This is a genomic window from Pseudomonas sp. LY-1, assembly GCF_053502595.1.
In genome coordinates this window covers 5,468,921-5,494,206 of record NZ_CP094353.1, presented here as the reverse complement: position 1 = coordinate 5,494,206, position 25,286 = coordinate 5,468,921, and the positions used below count along the sequence as shown (strand labels likewise).

Annotated in this window: 21 protein-coding genes; 12 read left to right on the top strand and 9 right to left on the bottom strand. The window is 61.6% G+C overall.

All coding sequences use genetic code 11. From position 1 onward, the window contains the following. The first annotated feature begins 9 nt into the window (after nucleotides 1–9). Nucleotides 10–423 (top strand): alternative ribosome rescue aminoacyl-tRNA hydrolase ArfB, encoded by a 414-nt coding sequence (gene arfB, locus MOQ67_RS25135; RefSeq protein WP_016975416.1) that lies wholly within the window; start codon nucleotides 10–12, stop codon nucleotides 421–423. Here arfB and MOQ67_RS25130 read toward each other — a convergent pair. The 3 genes from MOQ67_RS25130 to MOQ67_RS25120 all read right to left on the bottom strand — a co-directional run bounded on the left by MOQ67_RS25130 (nucleotide 420) and on the right by MOQ67_RS25120 (nucleotide 2,578). Then, nucleotides 420–1,616 carry an MFS transporter gene (locus MOQ67_RS25130; protein ID WP_448675671.1) on the bottom strand — a complete coding sequence of 399 codons (1,197 nt, stop codon included), beginning with the start codon at nucleotides 1,614–1,616 and terminating at the stop codon, nucleotides 420–422. The genes arfB and MOQ67_RS25130 overlap by 4 nt on opposite strands. 103 nt (nucleotides 1,617–1,719) lie before the next feature. Further along, on the bottom strand, nucleotides 1,720–1,902 hold the full coding sequence (locus MOQ67_RS25125) for a hypothetical protein (protein ID WP_247403331.1): 183 nt from the start codon (nucleotides 1,900–1,902) through the stop codon (nucleotides 1,720–1,722). A 364-nt stretch (nucleotides 1,903–2,266) separates the two neighbouring features. Continuing rightward, entirely contained in the window at nucleotides 2,267–2,578 is a 312-nt protein-coding gene (locus tag MOQ67_RS25120) for an Mpo1-like protein (RefSeq protein ID WP_247403333.1), read from the bottom strand. A 160-nt stretch (nucleotides 2,579–2,738) separates the two neighbouring features. On the opposite strand from MOQ67_RS25120, the gene MOQ67_RS25115 reads away from it, so the two are divergent. After that, complete coding sequence (locus MOQ67_RS25115) at nucleotides 2,739–3,797, top strand: AraC family transcriptional regulator (protein WP_253398413.1); 1,059 nt, start codon at nucleotides 2,739–2,741, stop codon at nucleotides 3,795–3,797. Here MOQ67_RS25115 and MOQ67_RS25110 read toward each other — a convergent pair. Continuing rightward, nucleotides 3,754–5,208, bottom strand: coding sequence for a TrkH family potassium uptake protein (locus tag MOQ67_RS25110; RefSeq protein WP_253400434.1), 1,455 nt, complete (start codon nucleotides 5,206–5,208; stop codon nucleotides 3,754–3,756). The genes MOQ67_RS25115 and MOQ67_RS25110 overlap by 44 nt on opposite strands. Nucleotides 5,209–5,365: 157 nt before the next feature. On the opposite strand from MOQ67_RS25110, the gene MOQ67_RS25105 reads away from it, so the two are divergent. Further along, the gene (locus tag MOQ67_RS25105) at nucleotides 5,366–9,580 is read left to right on the top strand and encodes a dermonecrotic toxin domain-containing protein (protein WP_448675670.1); all 4,215 of its coding nucleotides are present in this window, start codon (nucleotides 5,366–5,368) and stop codon (nucleotides 9,578–9,580) included. Nucleotides 9,581–9,656: 76 nt separating this feature from the next. Here MOQ67_RS25105 and MOQ67_RS25100 read toward each other — a convergent pair whose 3' ends face one another. The 5 genes from MOQ67_RS25100 to MOQ67_RS25080 form a co-directional block, all read right to left on the bottom strand. Then, a complete protein-coding gene (locus MOQ67_RS25100) occupies nucleotides 9,657–11,000 on the bottom strand; it encodes an imelysin family protein (RefSeq protein WP_448675669.1) in 1,344 nt (447 codons plus the stop codon). A 127-nt stretch (nucleotides 11,001–11,127) separates the two neighbouring features. Further along, complete coding sequence (locus tag MOQ67_RS25095; protein WP_253398407.1) at nucleotides 11,128–13,179, bottom strand: putative bifunctional diguanylate cyclase/phosphodiesterase; 2,052 nt, start codon at nucleotides 13,177–13,179, stop codon at nucleotides 11,128–11,130. 187 nt (nucleotides 13,180–13,366) lie between these two features. After that, nucleotides 13,367–13,579, bottom strand: coding sequence for a hypothetical protein (locus MOQ67_RS25090; protein WP_253398400.1), 213 nt, complete (start codon nucleotides 13,577–13,579; stop codon nucleotides 13,367–13,369). A gap of 127 nt (nucleotides 13,580–13,706) precedes the next feature. After that, nucleotides 13,707–14,303 (bottom strand): superoxide dismutase, encoded by a 597-nt coding sequence (locus MOQ67_RS25085; protein ID WP_017847176.1) that lies wholly within the window; start codon nucleotides 14,301–14,303, stop codon nucleotides 13,707–13,709. 175 nt (nucleotides 14,304–14,478) lie between these two features. Beyond that, entirely contained in the window at nucleotides 14,479–15,081 is a 603-nt protein-coding gene (locus tag MOQ67_RS25080) for a LysE/ArgO family amino acid transporter (RefSeq protein WP_253398398.1), read from the bottom strand. 100 nt (nucleotides 15,082–15,181) lie between these two features. Here MOQ67_RS25080 and MOQ67_RS25075 point away from each other — a divergent pair, with 100 nt between their 5' ends. The 9 genes from MOQ67_RS25075 to MOQ67_RS25035 all read left to right on the top strand — a co-directional run bounded on the left by MOQ67_RS25075 (nucleotide 15,182) and on the right by MOQ67_RS25035 (nucleotide 25,280). After that, nucleotides 15,182–16,075 (top strand): LysR family transcriptional regulator ArgP, encoded by an 894-nt coding sequence (locus tag MOQ67_RS25075; protein ID WP_253398396.1) that lies wholly within the window; start codon nucleotides 15,182–15,184, stop codon nucleotides 16,073–16,075. Between the two features lie 52 nt (nucleotides 16,076–16,127). Further along, nucleotides 16,128–17,126, top strand: a complete 999-nt coding sequence (locus MOQ67_RS25070) for an NAD-dependent epimerase/dehydratase family protein (protein ID WP_253398395.1) — start codon at nucleotides 16,128–16,130, stop codon at nucleotides 17,124–17,126. Between the two features lie 126 nt (nucleotides 17,127–17,252). Beyond that, complete coding sequence (locus tag MOQ67_RS25065) at nucleotides 17,253–18,098, top strand: ATPase (RefSeq protein WP_253398393.1); 846 nt, start codon at nucleotides 17,253–17,255, stop codon at nucleotides 18,096–18,098. Nucleotides 18,099–18,211: 113 nt separating this feature from the next. Then, entirely contained in the window at nucleotides 18,212–19,471 is a 1,260-nt protein-coding gene (locus MOQ67_RS25060) for a D-mannose isomerase (protein WP_448675668.1), read from the top strand. A 104-nt stretch (nucleotides 19,472–19,575) separates the two neighbouring features. Continuing rightward, a complete protein-coding gene (locus tag MOQ67_RS25055) occupies nucleotides 19,576–20,862 on the top strand; it encodes an ABC transporter substrate-binding protein (RefSeq protein ID WP_253398389.1) in 1,287 nt (428 codons plus the stop codon). A 77-nt stretch (nucleotides 20,863–20,939) separates the two neighbouring features. After that, complete coding sequence (locus MOQ67_RS25050; RefSeq protein WP_003175732.1) at nucleotides 20,940–21,848, top strand: carbohydrate ABC transporter permease; 909 nt, start codon at nucleotides 20,940–20,942, stop codon at nucleotides 21,846–21,848. Beyond that, nucleotides 21,841–22,686, top strand: a complete 846-nt coding sequence (locus MOQ67_RS25045) for a carbohydrate ABC transporter permease (protein ID WP_046382285.1) — start codon at nucleotides 21,841–21,843, stop codon at nucleotides 22,684–22,686. Before MOQ67_RS25050 ends, MOQ67_RS25045 begins: the two co-directional genes overlap by 8 nt. A 2-nt stretch (nucleotides 22,687–22,688) precedes the next feature. After that, nucleotides 22,689–23,849: an ABC transporter ATP-binding protein gene (locus tag MOQ67_RS25040; protein ID WP_253398387.1), complete on the top strand. Its 1,161-nt coding sequence runs from the start codon at nucleotides 22,689–22,691 to the stop codon at nucleotides 23,847–23,849. A gap of 84 nt (nucleotides 23,850–23,933) precedes the next feature. Beyond that, nucleotides 23,934–25,280 (top strand): carbohydrate porin, encoded by a 1,347-nt coding sequence (locus tag MOQ67_RS25035; protein ID WP_253398386.1) that lies wholly within the window; start codon nucleotides 23,934–23,936, stop codon nucleotides 25,278–25,280. Nucleotides 25,281–25,286: the final 6 nt, after the last annotated feature.

Sequence of the window (25,286 nt, the reverse complement as noted above, 5' to 3'; positions counted from 1 at the left end):
CCGTTGCTCATGCTGGTGATTTCCAACAACGTGCACCTGCCCGACGCCGAGATCGAGCTGACCGCCATTCGCGCCCAGGGCGCCGGCGGGCAGAACGTCAACAAGGTGTCGAGCGCGGTGCATCTGCGCTTTGATATTCCGGCCTCGTCGTTGCCGGAGTTCTACAAGGAGCGTTTGCTGGCGCTGCGCGACAGTCGGATCACCAGCGAAGGCGTGCTGGTGCTCAAGGCCCAGCAATACCGCACCCAGGAACAGAACCGCGCCGATGCGCTGGAACGCTTGGTCGAGCTGATCCTCAGCGCCACCAAGGTGGAGAAGAAACGCCGTCCGACCAAACCGACCCTGGGCTCGAAGAAACGCCGCCTGGAATCCAAGACCAAGCGCGGCAGCATCAAGGCCGGGCGCGGCAAGGTCGACTTCTAGGCGTCGCGCGCCTTGCGGGCCTTGGGCGCTTGCCGGTACAGGTAGACACTCAGCAGCAACCCGCCCAAGGCGGCGAGGGCGGCGAACAGGAAAATCGACGCAAAGCCAAAGCCGGCCGCCACGGCCCCGGCCAGCGGGCCGGTGATCCCCAGCGACAAGTCGATAAACAGCGAGTACGCACCCACCGCCGAACCCCGGCTGGATGCAGGCACCAGATTGACCGCCTCTACCCCCAGCGCCGGAAACACCAGGGAAAAGCCAAAGCCGCTCAACGCCGCGCCCGCCAGTGCCAACTGGGCATCCGGCGCCAGCCACAGCAACAGCAGGCCAAGCACCTCCACCGACAGGCAGGCAATGGCCACGCGAAAGCCGCCGATACGGTTGATCAAATTGCCAAACAGCAGGCGCGCGCCGATAAAACTGGCGCCGAACAGGCTCAGTGCCCACACCGCGTTATCCCAATGCTGGGTGGTGTAGTACAGAGTGATGAAGGTGGCGATGGTGCCAAAACCGATGGAGCCCAGCGCCAGTGCGCAACCATGGGGCAGTACCCGGCCCAGCACGTTCATGAAGGGCAGGCGCACCCCGGCAACAATCGGTGCCGGCTCTTTACACCACGCCAGCAGCAGGCCCACCGCCGCCAGCAGCAGGATACTCACGCCCATGCTCCACAAACCGAGGTGACTGACCAGCAGCACCCCCAACGGCGCGCCGACTGCCAGGGCGCCATAGCTGGCGATGCCGTTCCACGAAATGACCTTCGCCGTGTTCGCCGCACCCACCCGGCCAATGCCCCAGCCGATGGCGCCGGACCCCACCAGGCTTTCAGCACTGCCGAGCACCAGGCGACCGATGAGCAGGTTGCCCAGGCTCAGCGCCGGCAGGCTGGAAAACCACGCCGCGAGCAACATGAACACCCCACTCAGGCCGCAGCCCGCCAGGCCGATCAGCACAGCGCGCTTGCTGCCCAGGTTATCGATGATGCGCCCGGCATACGGGCGGCTCAGCAGGGTGGCCAGGTATTGCACACTGATCACCAGCCCGGCGATCACCGCGCCAAAGCCCAGTTCACTGTGGACATAGCCCGGCAACACGGCCAGGGGAATGCCGATATTCAGGTAGCCGATAAAGGTGAACAGCACGATGGAAACAACTTGCAGCGTGACCGCCATGGGGCGCTGTGTATCTGGCATGGGAAGGGTCCACTGTCGCAGCAGGTAAAGATAGGCTGCTAATCATACCGATGCTTTGGCCCGCGCAGGGCAGTAAAAAACCAACGCGCCAATCTAAACGGCGTCAGGACCGGGCAGGGGCGAGCAATTGCGTGGTGACCAGGGCGGCCAAGGCGTTTTCCTGGGTGCCGAAGCGCTTGAGCAGGATGGCTTGTTTGTCCGCGCTGAGGCGGTTCCAAACGTCGACCATCTGCAGGGCAGTGTCGAGTACGGCGGTGTCGGGGCGATCGGGGTGGTTATCGGTCATGGCGGGTATCTCGGCAAATTCAGGCAGTGTGGAAAGCGCTCAAAGCTGCGCTTTCCACACGGTCTGCTACGGCTTCAGTCCTGGCTTTTGCGGTCGACTGGTTTTGCTTCTTTGGCCTCAGGCTGCTTGGCGCTGGCCTGCTGCGGTGCGTGCTGCTCTGTTGGGTGCAGGCTTGGGAAGGGGAGATTAGGTATCTCGTGCATCGTCGTCGCTCCTTGCAAAGTCTGTTTTTTTCAATCGCAGGTGATTCCGCGCTCTCAAAAAGCCTTGGCAGGATACAGCACTGTAAATGACAAAAAGACTTTTATATCGACGAATGGACAAACCTTCAGCGTTCAAGCGCAAGTGACAAGACGTCACACCGCTAGAACGGCACCTTCCCCAGGATCATGTCGCGGTACATCACGAAATCCCCCAGCAGGCTGTAGAACGGATGCTGAAAGGTCGCCGGGCGGTTCTTTTCGAAGAAGAAGTGACCCACCCAGGCGAAGCCGTAGCCGGCGATGGGCACCGCGAGCAGCAGGCCGAGGGCGCCTTTGCCCAGGGCATACGCCAAAAGCCCAATCACCAGCGTGGTGCCGATAAAGTGCAGGCGCCGGCAGGTGCTGTTGCCATGTTCCTTCAGGTAGTACGGGTAAAACTCGGCGAAGCTATTGAATCGCTTGATGTTTTCCACGGCAGCGGGCCCTTTGATTGTTATGCCGTCGAACAGTTGTTCGGCGGGGAGCTTATTTGAGTCTAGAGTGATCAGTGGTAACAGCCAGTGACATTAGATGCCACTTTAGTATCCTTGGCTTTCTGGCTGCTGTTTCAGCCTGCTTTATTAAGAAGACGCCATGAGCGAACGAACAACTTCTGCAAGCTGGGTGATGGGGATAGTCAAGTCACTGGAAATGGACGGTCTGGATTGCCAGGTGTTGTTCAAACAACTGGGTCTGGACTATGCCGCCCTCGACGATCCCGATGCCCGTTTTCCGCAAGACTCCATGACTCGGCTCTGGCAACGCGCCGTGGAACTGTCGGGCAACCCCGCGATTGGCCTGAACATGGGCAAAGTGGTGCGCCCGGCATCGTTTCATGTGGCCGGTTATGCGCTGATGTCCAGCAACACATTGGCGGAAGGTTTTATGCGGCTGGTGCGCTACCAGCGGATCATCGCCGAAAGCGCTGACCTGAGTTTCCGACTATTACCCGAAGGCTATGCGCTGATTCTGACGGTGCATGGCGATCACCTGCCGCCCACCCGGCAGAGCGCCGAAGCCTCGCTGGCCTGCGCGCTGGCGCTGTGTGGTTGGTTGACCGGGCGTACCCTGCATCCGCGTAAGGTGCTGCTGCAAGGTGAGCAACCCGTCGATCTCGCGCCCTACAAACATGCGTTTCATGCGCCGTTGGAATTCAACGCGGTGTATGACGCACTGATTTTCGAGCGCGCCGATATGGATGCGCCGCTGCCCACGGCCAACGAGGCGATGGCGCTGTTGCACGATCGGTTTGCCGGTGAATACCTGGCGCGCTTCTCCGAAAACCGCGTGACCCACAAGGCGCGGCAGGTGCTGTGCCGCCTGTTGCCCCAAGGCGAACCCAAGCGTGAAGTGGTGGCCCAGACCCTGCACCTGTCTCAGCGCACCTTGCAGCGGCGTCTGCAGGAAGAGGGCACCAGTTTCCAGACGCTGCTGGACGACACCCGTCGCGAACTGGCCGAGCAATACCTGGCGCAGCCGGGCATGAGCCTGCTGGAGATCGCCTACCTGTTGGGCTTTGCCGACCCGAGCAACTTCTTCCGCGCCTTCCGCCGCTGGTTCGATGCCACGCCCGGCGAGTACCGCGCGCGGTTGCTGGAGGTGTCGACGGTCAGTGACGCCAGAACGCCGGGATGCACAGAACAAAGACTGTAATGATTTCCAGCCGGCCCAGCAGCATGCCCAGCGACAGAATCCACTTGGCCGCATCCGGCAGGCTGGCGAAGTTGCCGGCCGGGCCGATGGTTTCGCCCAGGCCCGGGCCGACACCGGACACCGTGCTGGCGGCGCCGGTCAGCGCGGTCATCCAGTCCAGGCCGAGCAGCGACAAGGCCAGCGCGATCATGCTGATGGTGATGGCGAAGAAAAACGAGAACGTCAGGATCGAACGCACGATCTCTTCGTCGAGGCGGTGGCCGTTGTACTTCTGCTTGATCACCGCGCGCGGGTGAATCAGTTGGTTCAAGTTGGCCTTGAGCAGGATATAGGCGACCTGGAAGCGGAAGATCTTGATCCCGCCGGCCGTTGAACCCGAGCAACCGCCGATAAAGCCCAGGTAGAAAAACAGCATCAGTGAGAAGTTGCCCCACAGGCTGTAGTCCCCAAGTGCAAAACCGGTCGTCGTCACCACCGACGTCACGTTCAGCGCCACATGGCGCAGCGCATCCAGCCAATGCAGGTTGGTGGTCCACCAATACCAGGTGCCGAGTACCAGCCAGGTCACCAGCAGTAATGCGAGCAAACCCTGCACCTGCTGATCCTTGATCAACGCCCGACGGTTGCCGCGCAAGGTGGCGACATACAGGGTGAACGGCAGGCTGCCGAGGATCATCACCACCACCGCCACCCAATGCACCGCCGGTTGTTTCCAGTGCGCCAGGGACTCATCGGAGGTGGAAAACCCACCGGTGGAAATCGCCGACATCGCATGGTTGATCGCATCGAACAAGCCCATCCCGGCCCACCAGAACGCCAGGCTGCCGAGGATGGTGATGCCCACATACGCCGCCACGATCAGCCGCGCCACCATGTGCGAGCGCGGCATGACCTTTTCCGAACGGTCCGAGGACTCGGTCTGGAACAGGCGCATGCCACCAATGCGCAGCAGCGGCAGGATCGCCACCGCCATGCCGATAAAACCGATACCGCCGAGCCAGTGCAGCAGCGAACGCCACATCAAAATGCCGGGCGACAGGGTGTCCAGCCCGCTCAACACCGTGGAACCGGTGGCGGTGATGCCAGACATGCTTTCAAAAAACGAGTCGGTGTAGCTGATGTTCTGGGTCAGGAAAAACGGCAGCGCGGCGAAGATGCACACCACCACCCAACTGCTCACCGTCAGCAGGTACATGTCCCGGGGGCGCAGGTGGATATGTTCCGGGCGACCCGGAATCACCAGGGCCAGGCCGGCGATAAAGGTCATCAGGCTGGCCCACAGGAACGACGGCAGGTCGCTGGTGCGTTCGAAGAGCACCAGGATGGCCATCGGCACGACCATGGCGATCGCGAGGGTGATCAGGAAGATGCCGATGATGAAACCAATGATGCGAAGGGTCGGCAACGCCATGAAGTCTGCTCGGGTCACAGGGGAAAGGCGCCATTCTACCTGGGGTGCCGGGCATGTAAACCTTGGGCGCCGATCTGCGGCGCGTAGCTATGTAGCGCATGGTTCAGGGGGCGCTACGGCACGATGGGCCGGTCTGTTTCCTATTCGAGAGGCCACCATGCCGTCTGATTCATTGTTATCTGCACCGCCAAGTGTCAAGGACGCACCGCAACAGGTCGCGTTGCGCGAACAGTTAATGGCGCTCGATCGCCAGATCGCCGAGCAGTTTCAGTCACCACCGACGTTCCATTCGTTCGTGCAGCATGAGTTCGAGCAAGCATTCCCGACCGTGACGCCCAGCCTCGATGTGCGTCAGGCCTTCATCCGACTGCCCGCGACGACCATCCCGCCAGCGACCTCGGCAGCGCTACCGTCCACCGAGACCGAGTTGCTGCCCACGTTGTTCGAGGCGGTGGTGCAACGTATCGTCGCTGGCCAGCCTGCGAGTTATGCGAAGCGCATGGCGACTCTGCTGCGGCTGCCGGCGACTGGCGAAGCGTTGCTGCCCTTGAGCGGTATCACCCCGGCCGGGCTGGATAAATTCCTCGACCGCCTGGCCGCTGGGCTGACCGCTTATTACAGCGCTTTTGTGCAAGCCTTCTGGACGCGTGCGCGCAGCCTGACGGATGCGCGCACGCAGAAACAATGGTTGGTGTACACCCGTATCGAACTGCTGAAAGCCGAAGTGGCGCTACTCGCTACCGATCGCCTGCTCAGCCCCGCCGACCAGGACCTGTTCGCCCTGGTGCTGCGTCACCCGCAAGCCCAGGCACGACAAGCACTGCGCGCCGACCGGCCATGTGTCTACGAGGTAGCCCTCAAGGGCGCGACCGGCGCGGCGGATCTGACCTTGCGCGGCGCCTTTGTGCTGACCGCCAGAGACCCGGAACAAGCCGTGGTGAGGGCGCAGGAGGAGATCACGCCGGCCCGGGTGCGGCCCGTGGACCCGAGCATGAACGTCGGCACGGTATTGCTGTTTCTGCCGGACTCCGGCCTTGAAGCGTTTGACTCTCTGGCCAGCCTGGATCAGGAGTTGCACCGGCGTTTGAACCACCCCGTCGAATTCGCCGCGGTGCTCGATGGCCTGGCCGTGGCCGACCAGGCGCAAGGCTTGGCCCTGCATCGTCAGCTCAAGGCCACGGGGCAGGTGGTCTACCATGAACAGCTCGGTTCGCCGTTCGAGGCGAGCGTCGAGGCGCAATGCCGGTTGATGCTCGACAACTTCACCTCAACCCTTTCCCACTACTCGTCACCGGTCGACCCCATCGAGATGGCCGAGTTGCCGCAGGTGCTGGACCGGGTGACGGACCCCGGTCGGCTCTTCAGTGCCAGCGGGGTGTTATGGGGGCGCGAGATCAAGCGCGGGCAGGCACAGATCAGGACCTTTCTGCATGATGCCTCCCTTGCCGATAAAGACGCGTGGCGGGTCGCGATGACGGACTACTGCGACCTGCTGGCGAGCCTGCCGGACGCCGAGGGGTTGCCGTCGTTGGCGCAATTCAGCGATAAACCGGCGCTGCTGGCATACGCCAACGAACAGCTGCGCATCCGCCTCAAGGCTGACTATGCACTGGACATCGACCCCGACACGGTCCGCGTGCATACCAAAGAGCCGTTCGTTCCTGCGACTGTCGTGGTTCCGGGCGCGCCTGCTCCGGCGCCGCGCGAGCCCGGCACGCCGTTGTTCCGGCATCGAAGCCGCACGCTGAGCGAACTGGCGCTGGAGAATGTCGGCGGGCTGGATTTTAACTTCACGCACTTTTCCAGGCTGAGTGAAAACACGCGCAAACAGCCTGATGAAGCCTTGCTGCCGGAAGATCTGACGCCGGCCCCGGCCTATGACGGGCTGACCCTGCAACAGGTCAAGGACCTGGTGCGCGCGGTCAATGTCGGACAAAGCTACGACACCTTTCTGAAAGACCGCCTCATCACCTCGCCCGGCGCGCTCGCACTGAAGCAGACCTACGCTCAGGTCATGCGTCTGCAACTGCGACTCGACGCCATCGAGGCCAAGATCAACGGCGACTTTCTCCCGGACCGTCTGAACCGAGGCTTCAATTGGGTGCAGGCGGTGCTTGACGCCCCCGTCGACAGTGATCGGCGCGCGCGTGTCGAAGGCCACCGGATTCTGGTGCAGCACTTGAAACTGCGCGGTCAGCGCGTGCGTGGGGTACTGCTGTTCGCCTCGGCCTCCGCCGGGGTCGGCTCGATCGTGGTGTATACCCCCCAGGCGCCCGACGGTCGCGTGTTCCACGAGTACGCCAAAGACCGCCTGATGACCGACTTCGTCATGAACAGCAGTTGGCGCGCCTACCTGCTGGGGCGCGTGGAGCGGGCCTTCGAAGCCCAGGTCCGCGCCGTGCTCAGGGGGCGCGGCGACGTGTCGATGGTGAGCATGAGCCGGATTGCCGACGACCTTTTCGAGGAGGCCTACGAGGTTGAAGCGAACTTCGTGATCAACGACGCCGCCGCGCAATCGAGGAGTACCCAGCAAGTCAACGTCGAAACCGGCCTGAGCGTGGCGACTCTGGTCTTCGACGTCCTGTCCATGGTGCTGCCGGTCAGGATCATGTTGCCGATCGGCCTGGCGCGCAGCCTGTTTTCGGTGTTCAACGCCGTCGAGGCGCTGGACCTTGGCGACCGTGCCGGCGCTGCGCAGTATTTCGTGCGGTCGCTGGGCGAGCTGGTCGGGGCGCTGGTGGACGGCGCGGTCGGGGCCGGTGCGCCCGTGGCGGGCGCCAGGCCAAGGGCGTTGCCGGCGGAGATGGCGCTGGGGAAAAAGCCCGACGGCGTGCTGCCGTTGGCCGGATGGGAAGGCAAGGGCGTGTATCACTCGGCCTCGAACGCGGCGGGCGCCGAGCACTACTTCCTCAATGACGGCGGGCGTTGGTATTCGCTCCTCGATGACGGCGACAAAGCCGCCTGGCGGCTCAGGGACGCACGCAAGCTGACGCAATACCACTACGCGCCGATCCGGCAAAGTGCGGCGGGGCAGTGGGAAATAGGTTCTCATCCGGTCGGCGGACTCAAGGGGGGCAACTCGCCGGAGCGCGTCCTCAGGGACCTCTACCCGCGCCTGGATGACGTGCAGGCCAGGCGGGTGTTTGAGTCGTTCAACTTCCCGGCGGGGCGCGAAATCGAATACCGGCTGGCGCTGGTCGAAAACATGCGGTTGAGGCTCTCCACGGCGGCCTTTGAGCCCTATCTGAACGTGCCGCTCCTGCGGTTTCAGTTGCGTCTGGACGGCATCGATCTGCCGGACGTGCCCGCAGTGATCACCCGGCCGCCAGCGCCCGTCGAACCGCCACTGGCGCCGCCCCGCACCCCGGCCCCCGAGGCGCCCGTCGTGCGGCCTGCAAACGAACGATTCATTGAATGGGGCAGAACCCTCGACGAGGCCGAGCTTGAGGTGGTGGATGCGACACGCGGCATCTATCGGCGGATTGCAGGCGATCCGCAGTGGCTGGGGCAAGAGTACATCAAGATGGACCAGCGCTATTTCGCGATTTTGCCCCGGGATACAGCGGCTCCCAATGACGTATTCATTCGCGACCCTGCACGACCGGCCACGTACTTCATGGACCTGGAAAATCTGCTGCGTTCGGGCATCTACAATCAGCCCCGACAGGTGAAGTTCGCCACCGGGGACGGGCTGTGGGTGATTGCCAGTGAGGTTGCCTTGAAAAAACCGCTCTCGATGTATGTGCGCGAGGCCTACGCGCTGCTGACCACCCGCAGTCAGGCGGAGCTCGCCCAGGCCCTGTTCAATCGGGCCAACCCGAGAGGCCTGACCCAAGTGGGCCAGCATTCGCTGATACGCACCCTGCGCGACTGGCAGTTTTGGCGGACCATGACATACGCAGGACTGGCCGATCCGTTTTCGTTACTTCCACCCACCCGCACACTCAGCGACGGCAGTTGGCAGCTACCGAATGCGCCGGGGCATTATCGCCGTCTGGACTTTCGTCAGGAGCCCGTCGTGGTGTCGCTGTTCAATGCGCTCTCGCCTGGCGCCGGCGGCCGCTTGAGAACCTTGATGAGTGAGGTGGTAACCCGCTGTCGCTACGGTGTCCTGAGCGGTTATGACTTTCCCGGAGAGTTGCTGTTCAGGCGCCCTGGAGATGTCAGGCTGTACTGGCTGCGATTGCGCCGTGTGGTGGGGGATCGAATCGCCGCAGACGCCCAGGTTACGCCCTACCACAGCTTGATGGATGAGCCGACGCGTAGACTGGTCACGCAGGCTGAGGCCAGTCATAACCTTGTGCCGTTGATGGGCGGCATTCAATTGACGACGCCCGCCGCGTCGCCGCAGATTTTTATCATTCGGGTGTGATGCCTTCGACTGCCGATGTAAAAATGCCCCGAGCAGGTCGGGGCATTCTGGATGACGCTTAGGATGTCGGCCGTGATCAGAACTCGTGATCGGCGTTATCCGGGTTCAGGTCGCTGATCCCCAGCTTGCCGGCAGCCGTTTCGATCGAGCCGGTCTGCTTGACCAGTGCGGCGATGGCATCGCGCACGATCTGGTTGCCCGCGTCGTTACCCGCGGCGATCAGTTGGTCGTAGTGCTCACCCTTGTTGGCGTGGTCAACCATGACCTGGATCTTCGCTTCGGTCGCCGCCAGGTCCGCTTTCAACGCGGCGTCGGCAGCCGGGTCGGCCTTGGCCACCAGGGACGACAGGCTCGCGCCGGTCATTTTGTTGCCGTCAACGCGGGTGTATTCGCCCAGGTAGACGTTGCGGATGCCCTTGGCGTCGTAGAAGTGCGAGTTATGGGTGTTGTCGCTGAAGCAATCCTGCTCGTCTTCCGGCGAGTTGGCTTCCAGGGAAACCTTCATGCGCTCACCGGCCAGTTCGCCGAGGGACAGGCTGCCCATGCCGAACAGCATTTTGCGCAGGCCGTCGGTGGCCGGTTCGGCCTCCAGGGTGGCGCGGTAGTTGTCTTCGACGTTGGGTTTCCAGTTGCCGACCATTTCTTCCAGGTCGCTGACCAGCAATTGAGTCACGGCGCGCAGGTAAGTGCGGCGACGCTCGTTGTGGCCACCGGTTGCACCGTCGCCGGTCATATAGTCCGACGCAGGACGGTTGCCGGCGCCCGGGCCGGTGCCGTTCAGGTCCTGGCCCCACAGCAGGAACTCGATGGCGTGGTAGCCGGTGGCGACGTTGGCTTCGGAACCGCCCAGCTCATTGAGGCTGGCGAGTTTTTCCGGGGTGATGTCCTTGACATCGACCTTGTCTTCGCCGACCTGGATCTCGGTGTTGGCGATGATGTTGGCCGTGGCGCCTGGGTTACCCAGGGCGTGTTCGTAGGATTTGTCGGTGTAGTCGATCAGGCCTTCGTCCAGGGGCCAGGCGTTCACTTGGCCTTCCCAGTCGTCGATGATGGTGTTGCCGAAGCGGAACACTTCGCTCTGCAGGTACGGCACGCGGGCGGCGACCCAGGCGGTACGGGCGGCTTTGAGGGTCTCGTCGTTCGGATTGGCGAGGAAGGTGTCGACCGCAGTTTGCAGGGTTTTCGCTGTGGATTCGGCATCGCTGTACACCGCGAACACCATGTCAGCGTAATGCGCGACCACGGCTTTCGCGGCGGCTTCGTCGACCTGACCGGCGGAAGTGGCAGCCGCTGGAGCGGCAGTGCTGGTGGCCGGGGTCGGCGCCTGGGGCGCGGCGGCCTTGTCTTTACCTTCGCCGCAACCGGCGAGAGAAATGGCAATGGCCAACAGACTGGCGGTGGCCAGGGGCATACGAATCATGGTGAACATCCTGCTTCGGTTGTTGATGGGGCGCGTGGGCGCGCGCAAAACTGCAACATAATGCGAAGGATTTGCATTCTGTGTAAAGGGGTAATACGCGGTAAATATGAAGTCTCGTTTTATCGTTTCAGATAATCGCCGCGTTATTGCGCTCGGCCTGCTTCAAATACGCCGCCAACTCCCGTGCCGGCAACGGTTTGCTGTAGTGGTAGCCCTGACCTTCATGGCAGCCTTCGGAGATGATGTAAGCCTCCTGTTCCGCGGTTTCCACGCCTTCGGCGATCACCTGCATGCCCAGGCTTTTACCCAATTGGATAATCGCGCGCACGATGGTGGCGTCGTCGTCATCGTCGAGCAGGTCTTGTACGAAGCTCTTGTCGATCTTGATCTTGTCCAGCGGCAGGCTTTTCAGATAGCTCAGCGATGAATAGCCGGTGCCGAAGTCATCGATGGCGATCAGTGCCCCGGAGCGGCGCAGGCTCAGCAGGTGTTGCGCGGCGGTGCTGATGTCTTCCATCAGGCCGGTCTCGGTCACTTCCAGTTCCAGGCTGCGCGGCGGCAAGCGATAGATCTGCATCAGGTTATTCACCACCCGCGGCAATTCGGTGTGGTGCAGTTGCACGGTGGACAGGTTGACGGCCATGCGCAAGTCGGTGAAGCCCTGGTCATGCCATTCGCGCAATTGGCGGCAGGCCTGGTCGAGCACCCATTCACCAATCGCAATGATGGTGCCGTTCTGCTCCGCCAGGGGGATAAACAAGTCTGGCGGTACCAGGCCGTGTTCCGGGTGCTGCCAACGGATCAGCGCCTCGACGCCGACCACACGGTGGTCGCGGTAGCTGATCTGCGGCTGGTACACCAGGTAAAACTGGTTGCGGCTCAAGGCGTCGCGCAGGTCTTTTTCCAGTTCGCGGCGTCGGCGCATTTCGCTGTCGACGCTGGCGATATAGAACTGGTAACGGTTGCGCGAGCGGCTCTTGGCCAGCGTCATGGTCTGTTCGGCTTTTTGCAGCAGTTTTTCGGTGCTGTCGCCATCTTCCGGGAACAAGGTAATGCCGATGGTGGCACGCAGGCGAATCTGCTCACTGTCGAGGGCAAACTCCGCTTCCAGGTCATCGAGGATGCTTTGCGCCAGCTCGGCGGCTTCGTAGGGTTGGTCGATGTCGGCCTGCACCAGGGCGAACTGGTCGCCGCCGAGGCGGGCGAGGGCGCCGAGGCGGCCGCTGTGGGCGCGCAGACGATCGGCCAGGGCCAGCAGCAGTTTGTCACCGGCCTGGTAGGTGAACTGCTCGTTGACGCTTTTGAAGTCATCCAGGCCCACGCACAACACCGCCACGCGACGTTGCCGGCGGCCGGCGTCGATCAGGATCTTGTCCAGTTGCTCCTGCAGTTTTTGGCGGTTCGGCAGGCCGGTGAGAAAATCGTACTGGGCCATGCGCAGCAGGCTGGATTCCGCCTCGTGGCGCAGGTGGGTGTTGCGTTCGATGGACTCGAGCAACTGGTTGGCCGTATTGATCCACAGCCCCAGTTCATTGCGCTCGTGGCCCTTGATCTGGGGGATCTTGTGCTCGCTGGGGCGGTCGGGGTTGATCGACGTCAGGTGCTCGATAATCCGCGACAGCGGCTTGGTCAGCAGCCAGTGATACACCAGGTACAGCACCAGGCCCATGGCCAATGCGCGCAGCACGCCGGAAATAAAGATGATCACCGAGCTGACAATAAAACTCTTGCCGTAGGTGGCCGTATCAAGGGTGATGCTCAGGTCGCCGTAATATTCGCTATAGGGGCCTTTGCCGACCAGGGCGGTGGTGAACGTGCGTTCCTGGCCGAGAATCAGGTCGGTCAACCAGCGGCTGGAGGATTGTTGCAAGGCGCGGCTTCTTTCCGCGAGCATGGTTTCGTTGGGATGGCCGATGGAGGCCATGCGCACTGCGCTGTCCTGAAACAGACCTTCGATCACTTGCATGCCCATCTCGCGGTCCAGGCTGTAGACGGCCTGGGTCGAGGGGTCGCGGAACATGTCGAGGATGCGCTGGGCATCATCGGCCACGGCCTGGCGCGTCTTGTAGGCATCGAAAACGATCTGCGCCACGCTCAGCGCCACGCCCACGATCAATGCCGACAGCAGCACAACCCGTAGCAACTTCACCGACAAGCTGTTTTTGAGTTCCAGCTTCAAAGGGGCATTCCTTGTCTCATGCGGGTGGCCTTCAATATGCCATGAGTATTGGCAATCTGGTGATGGCAGTCAAAGGAACATTAGGGCAAACACGGGTTTGAATATGGGAGGAAGGGTTACATGGGCGCGGGAGCAAGGCGAGACGAGGCGGATTTGTGTCCGCCTGCTCGGTTCAGTGGTGCCATGACTAGGCGCTTGCGAGGTTCACTTTGCGTTTAGCAGTCTCCTGTGCGCTCGAAAAGTCCACGGGTTTGTTTTGAGATTCCAGGGTGTCGCCCAGGGCTTTGGCCAGCACATCGGCGAAGGGTTGAACGAGCGGTGCGACCGCTTTGGTGATGTCTCCAGCGGCCTTGGCCACTTCACCGACTACAGGCAGTGCTGCGAGTGCTCCAATCGACATGATTATTTCTCTGACAGGTGTGAGAGGCGAATTCCTCCCCCGCCTGGGTGGCGGGTGCCGGCCGCTCGGTTCCATCGCGCACAAAAAAGCCCGGCAATCGCCGGGCTCTTTTTACTGCAAGGGGTGCTTAGGCAGTGAAGGCCTTGCCTTCGAACTGCTCAGCCACGAACTTCCAGTTGACCAGGTTCCAGAACGCTTCCACATACTTTGGACGGGCGTTGCGGTAGTCGATGTAGTAAGCGTGTTCCCAGACGTCGCAGGTCAGCAGCGGGGTGTCGCCGCTGGTCAGCGGGTTGCCGGCGCCGATGGTGCTGGCCAGGGCCAGGGAACCGTCAGCCTTTTTCACCAGCCAGCCCCAACCGGAACCGAAGGTGCCGACGGACGTCTTGGTGAATTCTTCTTTGAACTTGTCGAACGAACCGAACGCAGCGTTGATGGCTTCAGCCAGCGCGCCGGTTGGTTGACCGCCGGCGTTTGGCGCCAGGCAGTTCCAGTAGAAGGTGTGGTTCCAGACCTGAGCGGCGTTGTTGAAGATACCGCCCGAAGAAGATTTGACGATTTCTTCCAGGGTCTTGCCTTCGAACTCGGTGCCAGGCACCAGGTTGTTCAGGTTCACGACGTAGGTGTTGTGATGCTTGTCGTGGTGGTATTCCAAGGTTTCCTTGGAAATGTGCGGCTGCAGGGCATCGTGTGCGTAGGGCAGCGGCGGCAATTCGAAAGCCATGATGATTCTCCTAATCAGGTCAGTTGCGGTGAGCGCAAGGCCGATCACGGGCGGCCAAACCAGCGCCGGGGAGTTTGTACTCTTTGCGGCGCAGGGTCCGGATCATAGCACCCGGGGTGTGGCAAAACCACGCAACAACTGTGTGGGATAGAGGTTCCAGAGCGTTTTGGAATATCTATCGGGCGCTGATCAATTGATAAGCCACGCTGAACATCATTGCCGCCACCAAAAGGTCGAGTAGACGCCATGTCGCCGGACGTGCCAGCCACGGGGCCAGCCAGGCGGCGCCCAGCGCCAGCGTGGCGAACCACAGGAACGAAGCGCTGGCCGCGCCGGCCACGTAGGCGCCGGGTTCGGTCTGTTGGGCGCCCAGCGAGCCAATCAGCAGCACCGTGTCCAAGTAAACGTGGGGGTTGAGCAGCGTGACCGCCAACGCGCTGAGCAACACGGCGCGCAATGAGCGCACCTTGAGGGTGTCGCCCTGGTCCAGGCTCTGTTTCGAACAGGCCCGCCGCAGTGCGCAGGCGCCGTACCACAGCAGGAACGCGGCGCCGCCCCAGCGGGCAATCCCCAGCAGAATCGGGCTTTGCGCCAGTACCGTTGCCAGTCCGAATACCCCGGCGGCCACCAGCAGCGCATCGCAGACGACACACAGGGCCGCCACCGGCAGGTGATGTTCACGACGCAGGCTTTGCGCCAGCACAAAGGCATTCTGCGAGCCGATGGCCATGATCAGCCCCAAGGCGACCAGTAGGCCGTTCAGATAGCTTTGCCACATAGTTGAAGATCCTTGCTCAGGCCGAAACGATGCTGGCTATCTTCCCTGGCATGGCTGTATAAGAAAAACAAATATTGCTGATCGCCCATTAGAGAAACTGATGTTCGACTATAAATTGCTCTCCGCCCTGGCGGCGGTGGTGGAACAAGCCGGCTTCGAGCGCGGCGCCCAGGTGCTGGGGTTGTCGCAATCGGCGATCTCCCAGCGTATCAAGCTGCTGGAGGCTCGGATCGGCCAGCCGGTGCTGGTGCGGGCCACACCGCCGACGCCCACCGATATCGGCCGGCGGCTGCTCAACCATGTGCAACAGGTACGGCTGCTGGAGCGCGACTTGCAAAGCCAGGTGCCGGCGCTGGATGAAGAAGGCATGCCCGAGCGCCTGCGCATCGCGTTGAATGCCGACAGCCTCGCCACATGGTGGGCCGAGGCCGTCAGCGACTTTTGCGCCGAGCAGCATTTGCTGCTGGACCTGGTGGTGGAAGACCAGACGGTCGGCCTCAAGCGCATGCGTGCCGGTGAAGTGGCGGCCTGTATCTGCGCCAGTGAACGCCCGGTGGCCGGTGCGCGCAGCCTGTTGCTGGGCGCCATGCGCTATCGGGCGCTGGCGAGCCCGGCGTTTATCGCCCGGCACTTCCCCAGCGGTGTGCGCGCCGATCAACTGGCGCGCACGCCGGCCTTGGTATTCGGCCCGGACGATTTCCTGCAACACCGCTACCTGGCCGCGCTCGGGGTGGACGGCGGTTTCGAGCACCATTTGTGCCCCTCGTCCGAAGGGTTTATCCGCTTGGCGGAAGCCGGACTCGGTTGGGGCCTGGTGCCTGAACTGCAGGTCGGCGACCAATTGCAAAGGGGCATATTGGTCGAGTTATTACCAGATAAGCCCATCGATGTGCCGCTGTACTGGCATCATTGGCGCAGTGGCGGGCAACTGTTGGGTTTGTTGACTGACCATCTGGCTCAGGCCTGTGGTCAATGGTTGGTGCCGTTGGACTGATGGCGGGCGTCAAGGCAACAGCGATGAAAAACGAAAGAACACGGAGTAACACATGAAGATTCTGGTCACCGGCGCAAGCGGCTTCATCGGCGGGCGCTTTGCGCGTTTCGCCCTGGAGCAGGGCCTGGACGTGCGGGTCAACGGGCGGCGCGCCGAGGGTGTGGAACACCTGGTACGGCGCGGTGCCGAGTTTATCCAGGGTGATTTGAATGATGCCGACCTGGTGCGCGAATTGTGCCGCGACGTCGAAGCCGTGGTGCATTGCGCCGGCGCCGTCGGGCTGTGGGGGCGCTATCAGGATTTCCATCAAGGCAATGTGCTGGTGACCGAAAACGTCGTCGAAGCCTGCCTCAAGCAACGGGTTGGGCGCCTGGTTCACTTGTCCTCGCCGTCGATCTACTTCGACGGGCGCGACCACCTGGGGCTGACCGAGGACCAAGTGCCCAAGCGCTTCAAGCATCCCTATGCCGCCACCAAGTACCTGGCCGAGCAAAAGGTCTTCGGTGCCCAGGAATTCGGCCTCGAAGTCCTGGCGCTGCGTCCGCGTTTTGTCACCGGCGCCGGTGACATGAGCATCTTCCCGCGCCTGCTGAAAATGCAGCGCAAGAACCGCTTGGCCATCGTCGGCGACGGCCTGAACAAGGTCGATTTCACCAGCGTACACAACCTTAATGAAGCGTTGCTCAGCAGTTTGCTCGCCACCGGCTCGGCGTTGGGCAAAGCCTACAACATCAGTAACGGCACCCCGGTGCCGGTGTGGGATGTGGTGAACTACGTGATGCGCCAGATGGATTTGCCTCAGGTCACGCGGTATCGGTCCTACGGTTTGTCCTACAGCGTCGCGGCGTTGAACGAGGCATTCTGCGCGCTGTGGCCTGGGCGCCCGGAACCGGCGTTGTCGCGTCTGGGCATGCAGGTGATGAACAAAGATTTCACCCTCGACATCAGTCGCGCGAGGCATTATCTCGACTATGAGCCCAAGGTCAGCCTGTGGACCGCGCTCGACGAGTTCTGCCACTGGTGGAAAGCTCAGGAACCGGGGCTGAAGTAAGCTCACAAGCGGCAACACATCGGGAACCGAATTCAGCGTTCCGGGTCGATCAGTGCGGCGGGACAGCGGTTTATACTCCCGTCGCCCGGCTTTCCAGGTAGCCATTTCACGATTCAGGGTTGATTCATGCGCAACGATGCCAACGACGATTTCGACAATGTTCCCAGCCTGCGGGCCGACACCTTGGACGATGATGATTTCGTGCCGACCGCCGCCACCTCCGTGCGCTCGCGCAACACTCCCGTGGTCAAGGTCAAAAGCGCCAGTACCGGCCCGTTGTGGGCCTTGGTCGGCGCGCTGCTGATCGCCTTTGCCGGCCTGGCCTGGTGGAGCTTCCAGCAGATTTCGCTGATGGGCCAGCAACTGGTTGCCACCCAGGAAAGTTTTGCGCGCATCAGCGAAGAAGCGGCAGGGCGCCTGCAGGATATTTCCGGCAAGTTCGTCGCCAGTGAAGCCAGCGTGAACAACGGCAGCGAAGCGCTGAAACTGCAGATCAGGCAGTTGGAAACCCAGTTGCTGGAGCAGGGCAAGCAGCAAGTCGGTGTGGCCGGCCAGGCCACCGAGCTGGACAAGCGCCTGGCCCAAATGACCGCCGGCACCACCGACTTGTCCAACGCCAACGCCAAGTTGCAAGGCCAGGTGCAAGCGTTGACCGACGCTGTGGCCGGCCTCAAGGCGGCGCAAGGGGAGGCCGCCAAGCGCGATAGCGAGATCAGGGATCTGGTCGCTGACGTGGCTGCCCTGAAGAAACAGGGCAGCCCGAGCGCCGCCATCGCCCGTCTTGAACAAGACATGGTGGTGCTAAAGAGCGCGCAGGACAACCAGCCGGCCAATAGCGACGCACCGACCAATAAAGAGTTCGACGTGTTCCGCATTCAGACCACCCGCAATATCACCACCTTGCAGAGTCAGGTGCAGAACCTGAACCAGCGCCTCAATTCGCCGGCCGCAGCCACGCCGATCGGTCAGTAAAGGTCTTGGGGAATGTCACCATCTGGTGACATTTCCCTTGTCCTTCGTTACATGCCCTCGCGCCGCCCTTGTTTAGACTCCGGTCATCCCCCCAACAATAATAAGGGCCTGCCATGACCATCCAACCACTGCCTGCCGGCAGTTGGCTGAACGCACCTGCCCACCATGCCTGGCTCGCCAGCGAAGGCCAGCGCCTGCTGTCATTCGCCAAGGCCTCGCGCCTGGCCGACGGTTTCGGCAATCTGGACGATAACGGCCAGTTGCCGGCCAATGCCATTGCCGAAACCATGAACACCGCGCGCATGACCCATAGCTTCGCCATGGCCCACGCGATGGGGCTGCCGGGGTATGCCGAGCGGGTCGAGCACGGGGTTGCCGCCCTCAGCGGCCCGCTACGCGATAACACGCACGGTGGCTGGTTCGCCGCGCCCCACGCTGTGGATGGCAATACCGGCAAGGCTGCCTACCTGCACGCCTTTGTCGCCCTGGCCGCCAGTTCTGCGGTGGTCGCTGGCGCCCCCGGCGCACAAGCCCTGTTGAACGACGCGATCCAGATCATCGAGCAGTTTTTCTGGAGCGAGGAGGAGGGCGTCATGCTCGAATCCTTTGCCCAAGACTGGAGCGGCGTCGAAGCCTATCGCGGCGCCAACAGCAACATGCACGCGACGGAAGCGTTCCTTGCCCTGGCTGACGTCACCGCCGACACGCGCTGGCTGGACCGCGCGCTGCGCATCGTCGAGCGCGTGATCCACACCCACGCCGCTAGCAACCGGTTCATGGTGATCGAGCATTTCGACGCTCAGTGGACACCCTTGTTCGGTTACAACGAAGACAACCCCGCCGACGGCTTCCGCCCCTATGGCATCACCCCAGGCCACGGTTTCGAGTGGGCGCGGTTGGTGTTGCACCTGGAGGCTGCACGCCTGCAAGCCGGGCTGGCCACGCCAGACTGGCTGGTGACTGACGCCAAGGGCCTGTTCGCCAGCGCCTGTGACTACGCCTGGGCCGTGGATGGCGCGCCCGGCATCGTTTACACCCTGGACTGGAACCAGCGCCCAGTGGTGCGTGAACGCCTGCACTGGACCCACGCCGAAGCCAGCGCCGCCGCGCAGGCCCTGTTGAAACGCACCTTCGATCCACATTACGAAACCTGGTATCGGCGTTTTTGGGCGTTTTGCGACGCCCATTTCATCGACCGTATCCACGGCAGTTGGCACCACGAACTCAGCCCGCAGAACCAACCCAGCAGCAAGATCTGGGGCGGCAAACCGGACCTGTACCACGCCTGGCAAGCGGTCTTGCTGCCGACGCTACCCTTGGCGCCCAGCATGGCCAGTGCATTGGGTCGCGGGTGCTATGTCACCGGGTTGTGACATTTGTGCATCCCTTTGTTACCTGCGCTTGAAAAATCCCTGTTTAAACTCCGTGCAGCGCAAGCTCTAGACTTGCATGCATAACAACAAGAAAAGGTACTCAGATGAACGCGATTAATCGCCTCGCCGTCGCTATTTCCATTGCCTCGTTGTTTCCCCTCAGTGCATTTGCCGCCGACTCGAAAGGCACGGTTGAAGTTGTGCATTGGTGGACCTCGGGCGGTGAAAAAGCGGCTGTAGATGTCCTGAAGGCCCAAGTTGAAAAAGACGGCTTCACCTGGAAAGACGGTGCTGTCGCAGGTGGCGGTGGCGCCACTGCCATGACCGTGCTGAAAAGCCGCGCGGTCGCCGGCAACCCACCCGGCGTAGCCCAGATCAAAGGCCCGGACATCCAGGAATGGGCCTCCACCGGCTTGCTCGACACCGACGTCCTCAAAGACGTGGCCAAAGCAGAAAAATGGGACTCCCTGCTCGATAAGAAAGTCTCCGACACCGTGAAGTACGAAGGTGACTACGTCGCCGTACCGGTCAACATCCACCGCGTGAACTGGCTGTGGATCAACCCGGAAGTCTTCAAGAAAGCCGGTATCACCAAGAACCCGACCACCCTCGAAGAATTCTACGCCGCCGGCGACAAACTCAAGGCCGCCGGCTTCATTGCGCTCGCCCACGGTGGCCAGCCGTGGCAGGACAGCACCGTGTTCGAAGCGGTCGTTCTGTCGGTGATGGGCGCCGATGGCTACAAGAAAGCCCTGGTTGACCTGGACAACGGCGCGCTGACTGGCCCGCAAATGGTCAAGGCGCTGACCGAGCTGAAGAAAGTCGCGACCTACATGGACGTCGATGGCAAAGGCCAGGACTGGAACCTCGAAGCCGGCAAAGTCATCAACGGCAAGGCTGGCATGCAGATCATGGGTGACTGGGCCAAGTCCGAGTGGACCGCCGCGAAGAAAGTCGCCGGTAAAGACTACGAGTGCGTAGCCTTCCCGGGCACTGAAAAAGCCTTCACCTACAACATCGACTCCCTGGCGGTGTTCAAGCAGAAAGACAAAGGCACTGCAGCCGGTCAGCAGGACATCGCCAAAGTCGTGTTGGGTGAAAACTTCCAGAAAGTGTTCAGCATCAACAAGGGTTCGATCCCTGTGCGTAACGACATGCTGAACAAAATGGAATCCTACGGTTTCGACTCCTGCGCCCAGACCGCGGCCAAAGACTTCCTGGCTGACGCCAAGTCCGGCGGCCTGCAGCCAAGCATGGCGCACAACATGGCCACCACGCTGGCCGTGCAAGGCGCGTTCTTTGATGTCGTGACCAACTACATCAACGACCCGAAAGCCGACCCGGCCGATACCGCCAAGAAACTTGGCGCTGCGATCAAGTCTGCCAAGTAACGGTTGACCGGGTGGGGGAGCCCTGGCCCCCGCCCGGCATGTTCCTGTAGTCCTTTTCCCTTGTATTGGATTTCCCCATGAGTTCTGTTGCTGTGTTCAGCAAAGCCTCGCCGTTCGATGCACTGCAGCGCTGGCTACCCAAACTGGTGCTGGCGCCGAGCATGTTCATCGTGTTGGTGGGCTTCTACGGCTACATCCTGTGGACGTTCGTGCTGTCGTTCACCACGTCCACGTTCCTGCCCAGCTATAAATGGGCGGGCCTTGCGCAGTACGAGCGGTTGTTCGACAACGACCGCTGGTGGGTCGCGAGCAAGAACCTGGCGCTGTTCGGCGGGATGTTCATCGGTATCACCTTGGTGATTGGCGTGACGCTGGCGATTTTCCTCGACCAGAAAATCCGCCGCGAAGGCTTTATCCGCACCATTTACCTGTACCCGATGGCGCTCTCGATGATCGTCACCGGTACGGCCTGGAAATGGCTGCTCAACCCGGGCATGGGCCTGGACAAACTTCTGCGGGACTGGGGCTGGGAAGGCTTCCGTCTCGACTGGCTGATCGACCCGGACCGCGTGGTCTATTGCCTGGTGATCGCTGCCGTGTGGCAAGCCTCCGGCTTCATCATGGCGATGTTCCTGGCCGGCCTGCGGGGTGTGGATCAATCGATCATTCGTGCCGCGCAGATCGACGGCGCGAGCCTGCCGCGCATCTACTGGAGCGTGGTGCTGCCGAGCCTGCGTCCGGTGTTCTTCAGTGCGGTGATGATCCTGGCGCACATCGCGATCAAGAGCTTCGACCTGGTGGCGGCGATGACCGCTGGCGGCCCGGGCTACTCGTCCGACCTGCCGGCGATGTTCATGTACTCGTTCACTTTCAGCCGTGGCCAGATGGGCATGGGCTCGGCCAGTGCAATCCTGATGCTCGGTGCGATCCTCGCGATCATCGTGCCGTACCTGTACTCCGAGCTGAGGACCAAGCGTAATGACTAGTCTTGCCGCAAAACCTGCCATCAGCCTGAGCCGCATCGCGATCTACGCGGTGCTGATCCTCGCGGTGCTGCTGTACCTGGTGCCGCTGGTGGTGATGTTGCTCACCAGCTTCAAGACCCCGGAAGACATCAGCACCGGCAACCTGTTGAGCTGGCCGACTGTGGTCACCGGCATCGGCTGGGTCAAGGCCTGGGCCACGGTGGATGGCTACTTCTGGAACTCGATCAAGATCACCGTGCCGGCCGTGCTGATTTCCACCGCCATCGGCGCGTTGAACGGCTATGTGCTGTCGTTCTGGCGCTTCCGTGGTTCGCAGTTGTTCTTCGGCCTGTTGCTGTTCGGCTGCTTCCTGCCGTTCCAGACCGTGCTGCTGCCGGCCTCGTTCACCCTCGGCAAAATGGGCCTGGCCAGCACCACCACCGGCCTGGTGTTTATCCATGTGGTTTACGGCCTGGCGTTCACAACGCTGTTTTTCCGTAACTACTACGTGAGCATTCCGGATGCGCTGATCAAAGCGGCGCGCCTGGACGGTGCAGGTTTTTTCACCATCTTCCGTCTGATCATCCTGCCGATGTCGACCCCGATCATCATGGTCTGCCTGATCTGGCAGTTCACCCAGATCTGGAACGACTTCCTGTTTGGCGTGGTGTTCTCCAGCGGCGACTCGCAGCCCATCACGGTGGCGCTGAACAACCTGGTCAACACTAGCACCGGGGCCAAGGAATATAACGTGGATATGGCGGCGGCGATGATCGCCGGGCTGCCGACCCTGCTGGTCTATGTGATCGCAGGCAAGTATTTCGTGCGCGGCCTCACGGCCGGCGCGGTCAAGGGGTAATCATGGCTACGCTTGAACTTCGCAATGTAAACAAGACCTATGGCGCCGGCCTGCCCGACACCTTGAAGAACATCGAACTGTCGATCAAGGAAGGCGAGTTCCTGATCCTGGTCGGCCCGTCGGGGTGCGGCAAGTCCACGCTGATGAACTGCATCGCGGGCCTTGAGACCATCACCGGCGGCGCGATCATGATCGGCGACCAGGACGTCAGCGGCATGAGCCCCAAGGATCGCGACATCGCCATGGTGTTCCAGTCCTACGCGCTGTACCCGACCATGAGCGTGCGTGAAAACATCGAGTTCGGCCTGAAGATTCGCAAGATGCCGCAGGCCGATATCGACGCCGAAGTGGCGCGGGTGGCCAAGCTGTTGCAGATCGAACACTTGCTCAACCGTAAGCCGGGCCAACTCTCCGGCGGTCAGCAACAGCGGGTGGCCATGGGCCGCGCCCTGGCGCGTCGGCCGAAGATCTACCTGTTCGACGAACCGCTGTCCAACCTTGACGCCAAGCTGCGCGTCGAGATGCGTACCGAAATGAAACTGATGCACCAGCGTCTGAAAACCACCACCGTCTACGTCACCCACGACCAGATCGAAGCGATGACCCTGGGTGACAAAGTGGCGGTGATGAAGGACGGCATCATCCAGCAGTTCGGCACACCGAAAGAGATCTACAACGACCCGGCCAACCTGTTCGTGGCGAGCTTTATCGGTTCGCCGCCGATGAACTTCATCCCCCTGCGCCTGCAACGCAAGGATGGCCGCCTGGTGGCCCTGCTCGACAGCGGCCAGGCGCGTTGCGAGCTGCCGCTGAGCATGAGCACTGCCGGCCTTGAAGACCGTGACGTGATCCTCGGCCTGCGCCCGGAGCAAATCGTGCTGGCGGCGGGTGAGGGCAACGGTTCGTCGAGCATTCGTGCCGAAGTCCAGGTCACCGAGCCGACCGGTCCGGACACCCTGGTGTTCGTGCAGCTCAATGACACCAAGGTCTGCTGCCGCCTGGCGCCCGATGTGGCACCGCAGGTGGGCGAGACCCTGACCCTGCAATTCGATCCGGCCAAAGTGCTGCTGTTCGACGCCAATACCGGCGAGCGCCTGGGTACTGCCGCGTCTTTGCCCGCCCAGGACCGCGCCGACAACGTGGCCCAGTTCAAGGGTCGATAAAAAGATAAGTTGTTGTTTTTGAAAGAAAAAATGAACCGCGTTAGATAAAAACAGTTTAATAACAATAAAGACGAGGATGTAGGGATGAAAAAGCAACACAACAACACTCGGTTGATCTGCCAATTGTCAGCAGCGGCAGCCCTGGTCTTGTCCGCCAATGCGATGGCGGCCGATGCGTTCAGCGCCGACTCCAAGTGGATGACCGGCGATTGGGGCGGCGAGCGGACCAAGCTGATCGAGCAAGGTATCGACATCAAGGCCGACTACGTTGGGGAAGCCGGCTACAACGCGCACGGCGGCTACAACAACGACAAAACAGGGCGTTACGCTGACCAGTTCGGTCTGGGCGTGGCACTGGACCTGCAAAAGCTGTGGGGCTGGGATAACACCCAGGCGAAGATCCAGTTGACCAACCGTAATGGCCAGAACATCTCCAACGACCGTGTCGGTGATCCGCGTGCCGGCACCTTGAGCTCATCTCAAGAAGTGTACGGTCGCGGCCACATGGTGCGTCTGACCCAGTTCTGGATTCAGCACCAGATGTTCGACAACAAGCTGGACGTGAAGCTCGGTTACTTCGGTGAAGGCGAAGACTTCAACACCTTCCCGTGCGACTTCCAGAACCTGTCGTTCTGCGGCTCCCAGGTCGGTAACTATGTGAACACCTGGTACAACTGGCCGGTCGCCCAGGCCGCTATCCGCGTGAAGTACAACATCACGCCTGAGCTGTATGCGCAGATCGGTGCATACAATCAGAACCCGTCGCAGTTGGAGCACGGTAACGGCTTCAAACTCAGCGGCAGTGGCACCAAGGGCACCGTGATCCCGGTGGAATTGGTCTGGTCGCCGAAGGTCAATAACCTGCCGGGCGAATACCGTGTGGGTTACTACAAAAGCGCCGCCGATGCTGCCGATGTACGTGAAGACGTCGACGGTAACGATGCGGCCACCACTGGCAAAGCCTACCGCACCCACAGCAGCAAAAAAGGCTACTGGTTCGTTGCGCAGCAGCAACTCACTACCCATAACGGCGACGCTTCCCGCGGCCTGAACATCGCGGCCAACGCCACGTTCCACGACAAGGACACCAACACCGTCGATAACTACCAGTCGATTATGTTGGTGTACAAAGGGCCTTTCGACGCGCGTCCAAAAGACGATGTGGGGATCGGTGCCGCTCGTCTGCACGTTAACGATGACGTGCGCAAAAACGCTGAGTTGGCGAACGAGGCTGGCGGTTTCACCGATTACAGCCAAGCCGGTTACGCGCCACTGCGCAGCACCGAATACAACTACGAAATCAACTACGGCTTCCACGTCACCAACTGGCTGACCGTGCGTCCCAACCTGCAATACGTCACTCATCCGGGCGGCGTGGATAAAGTCGACAACGCCTTGGTGGCCGGTCTGAAAATTCAGTCGGTGTTCTAACGCGGT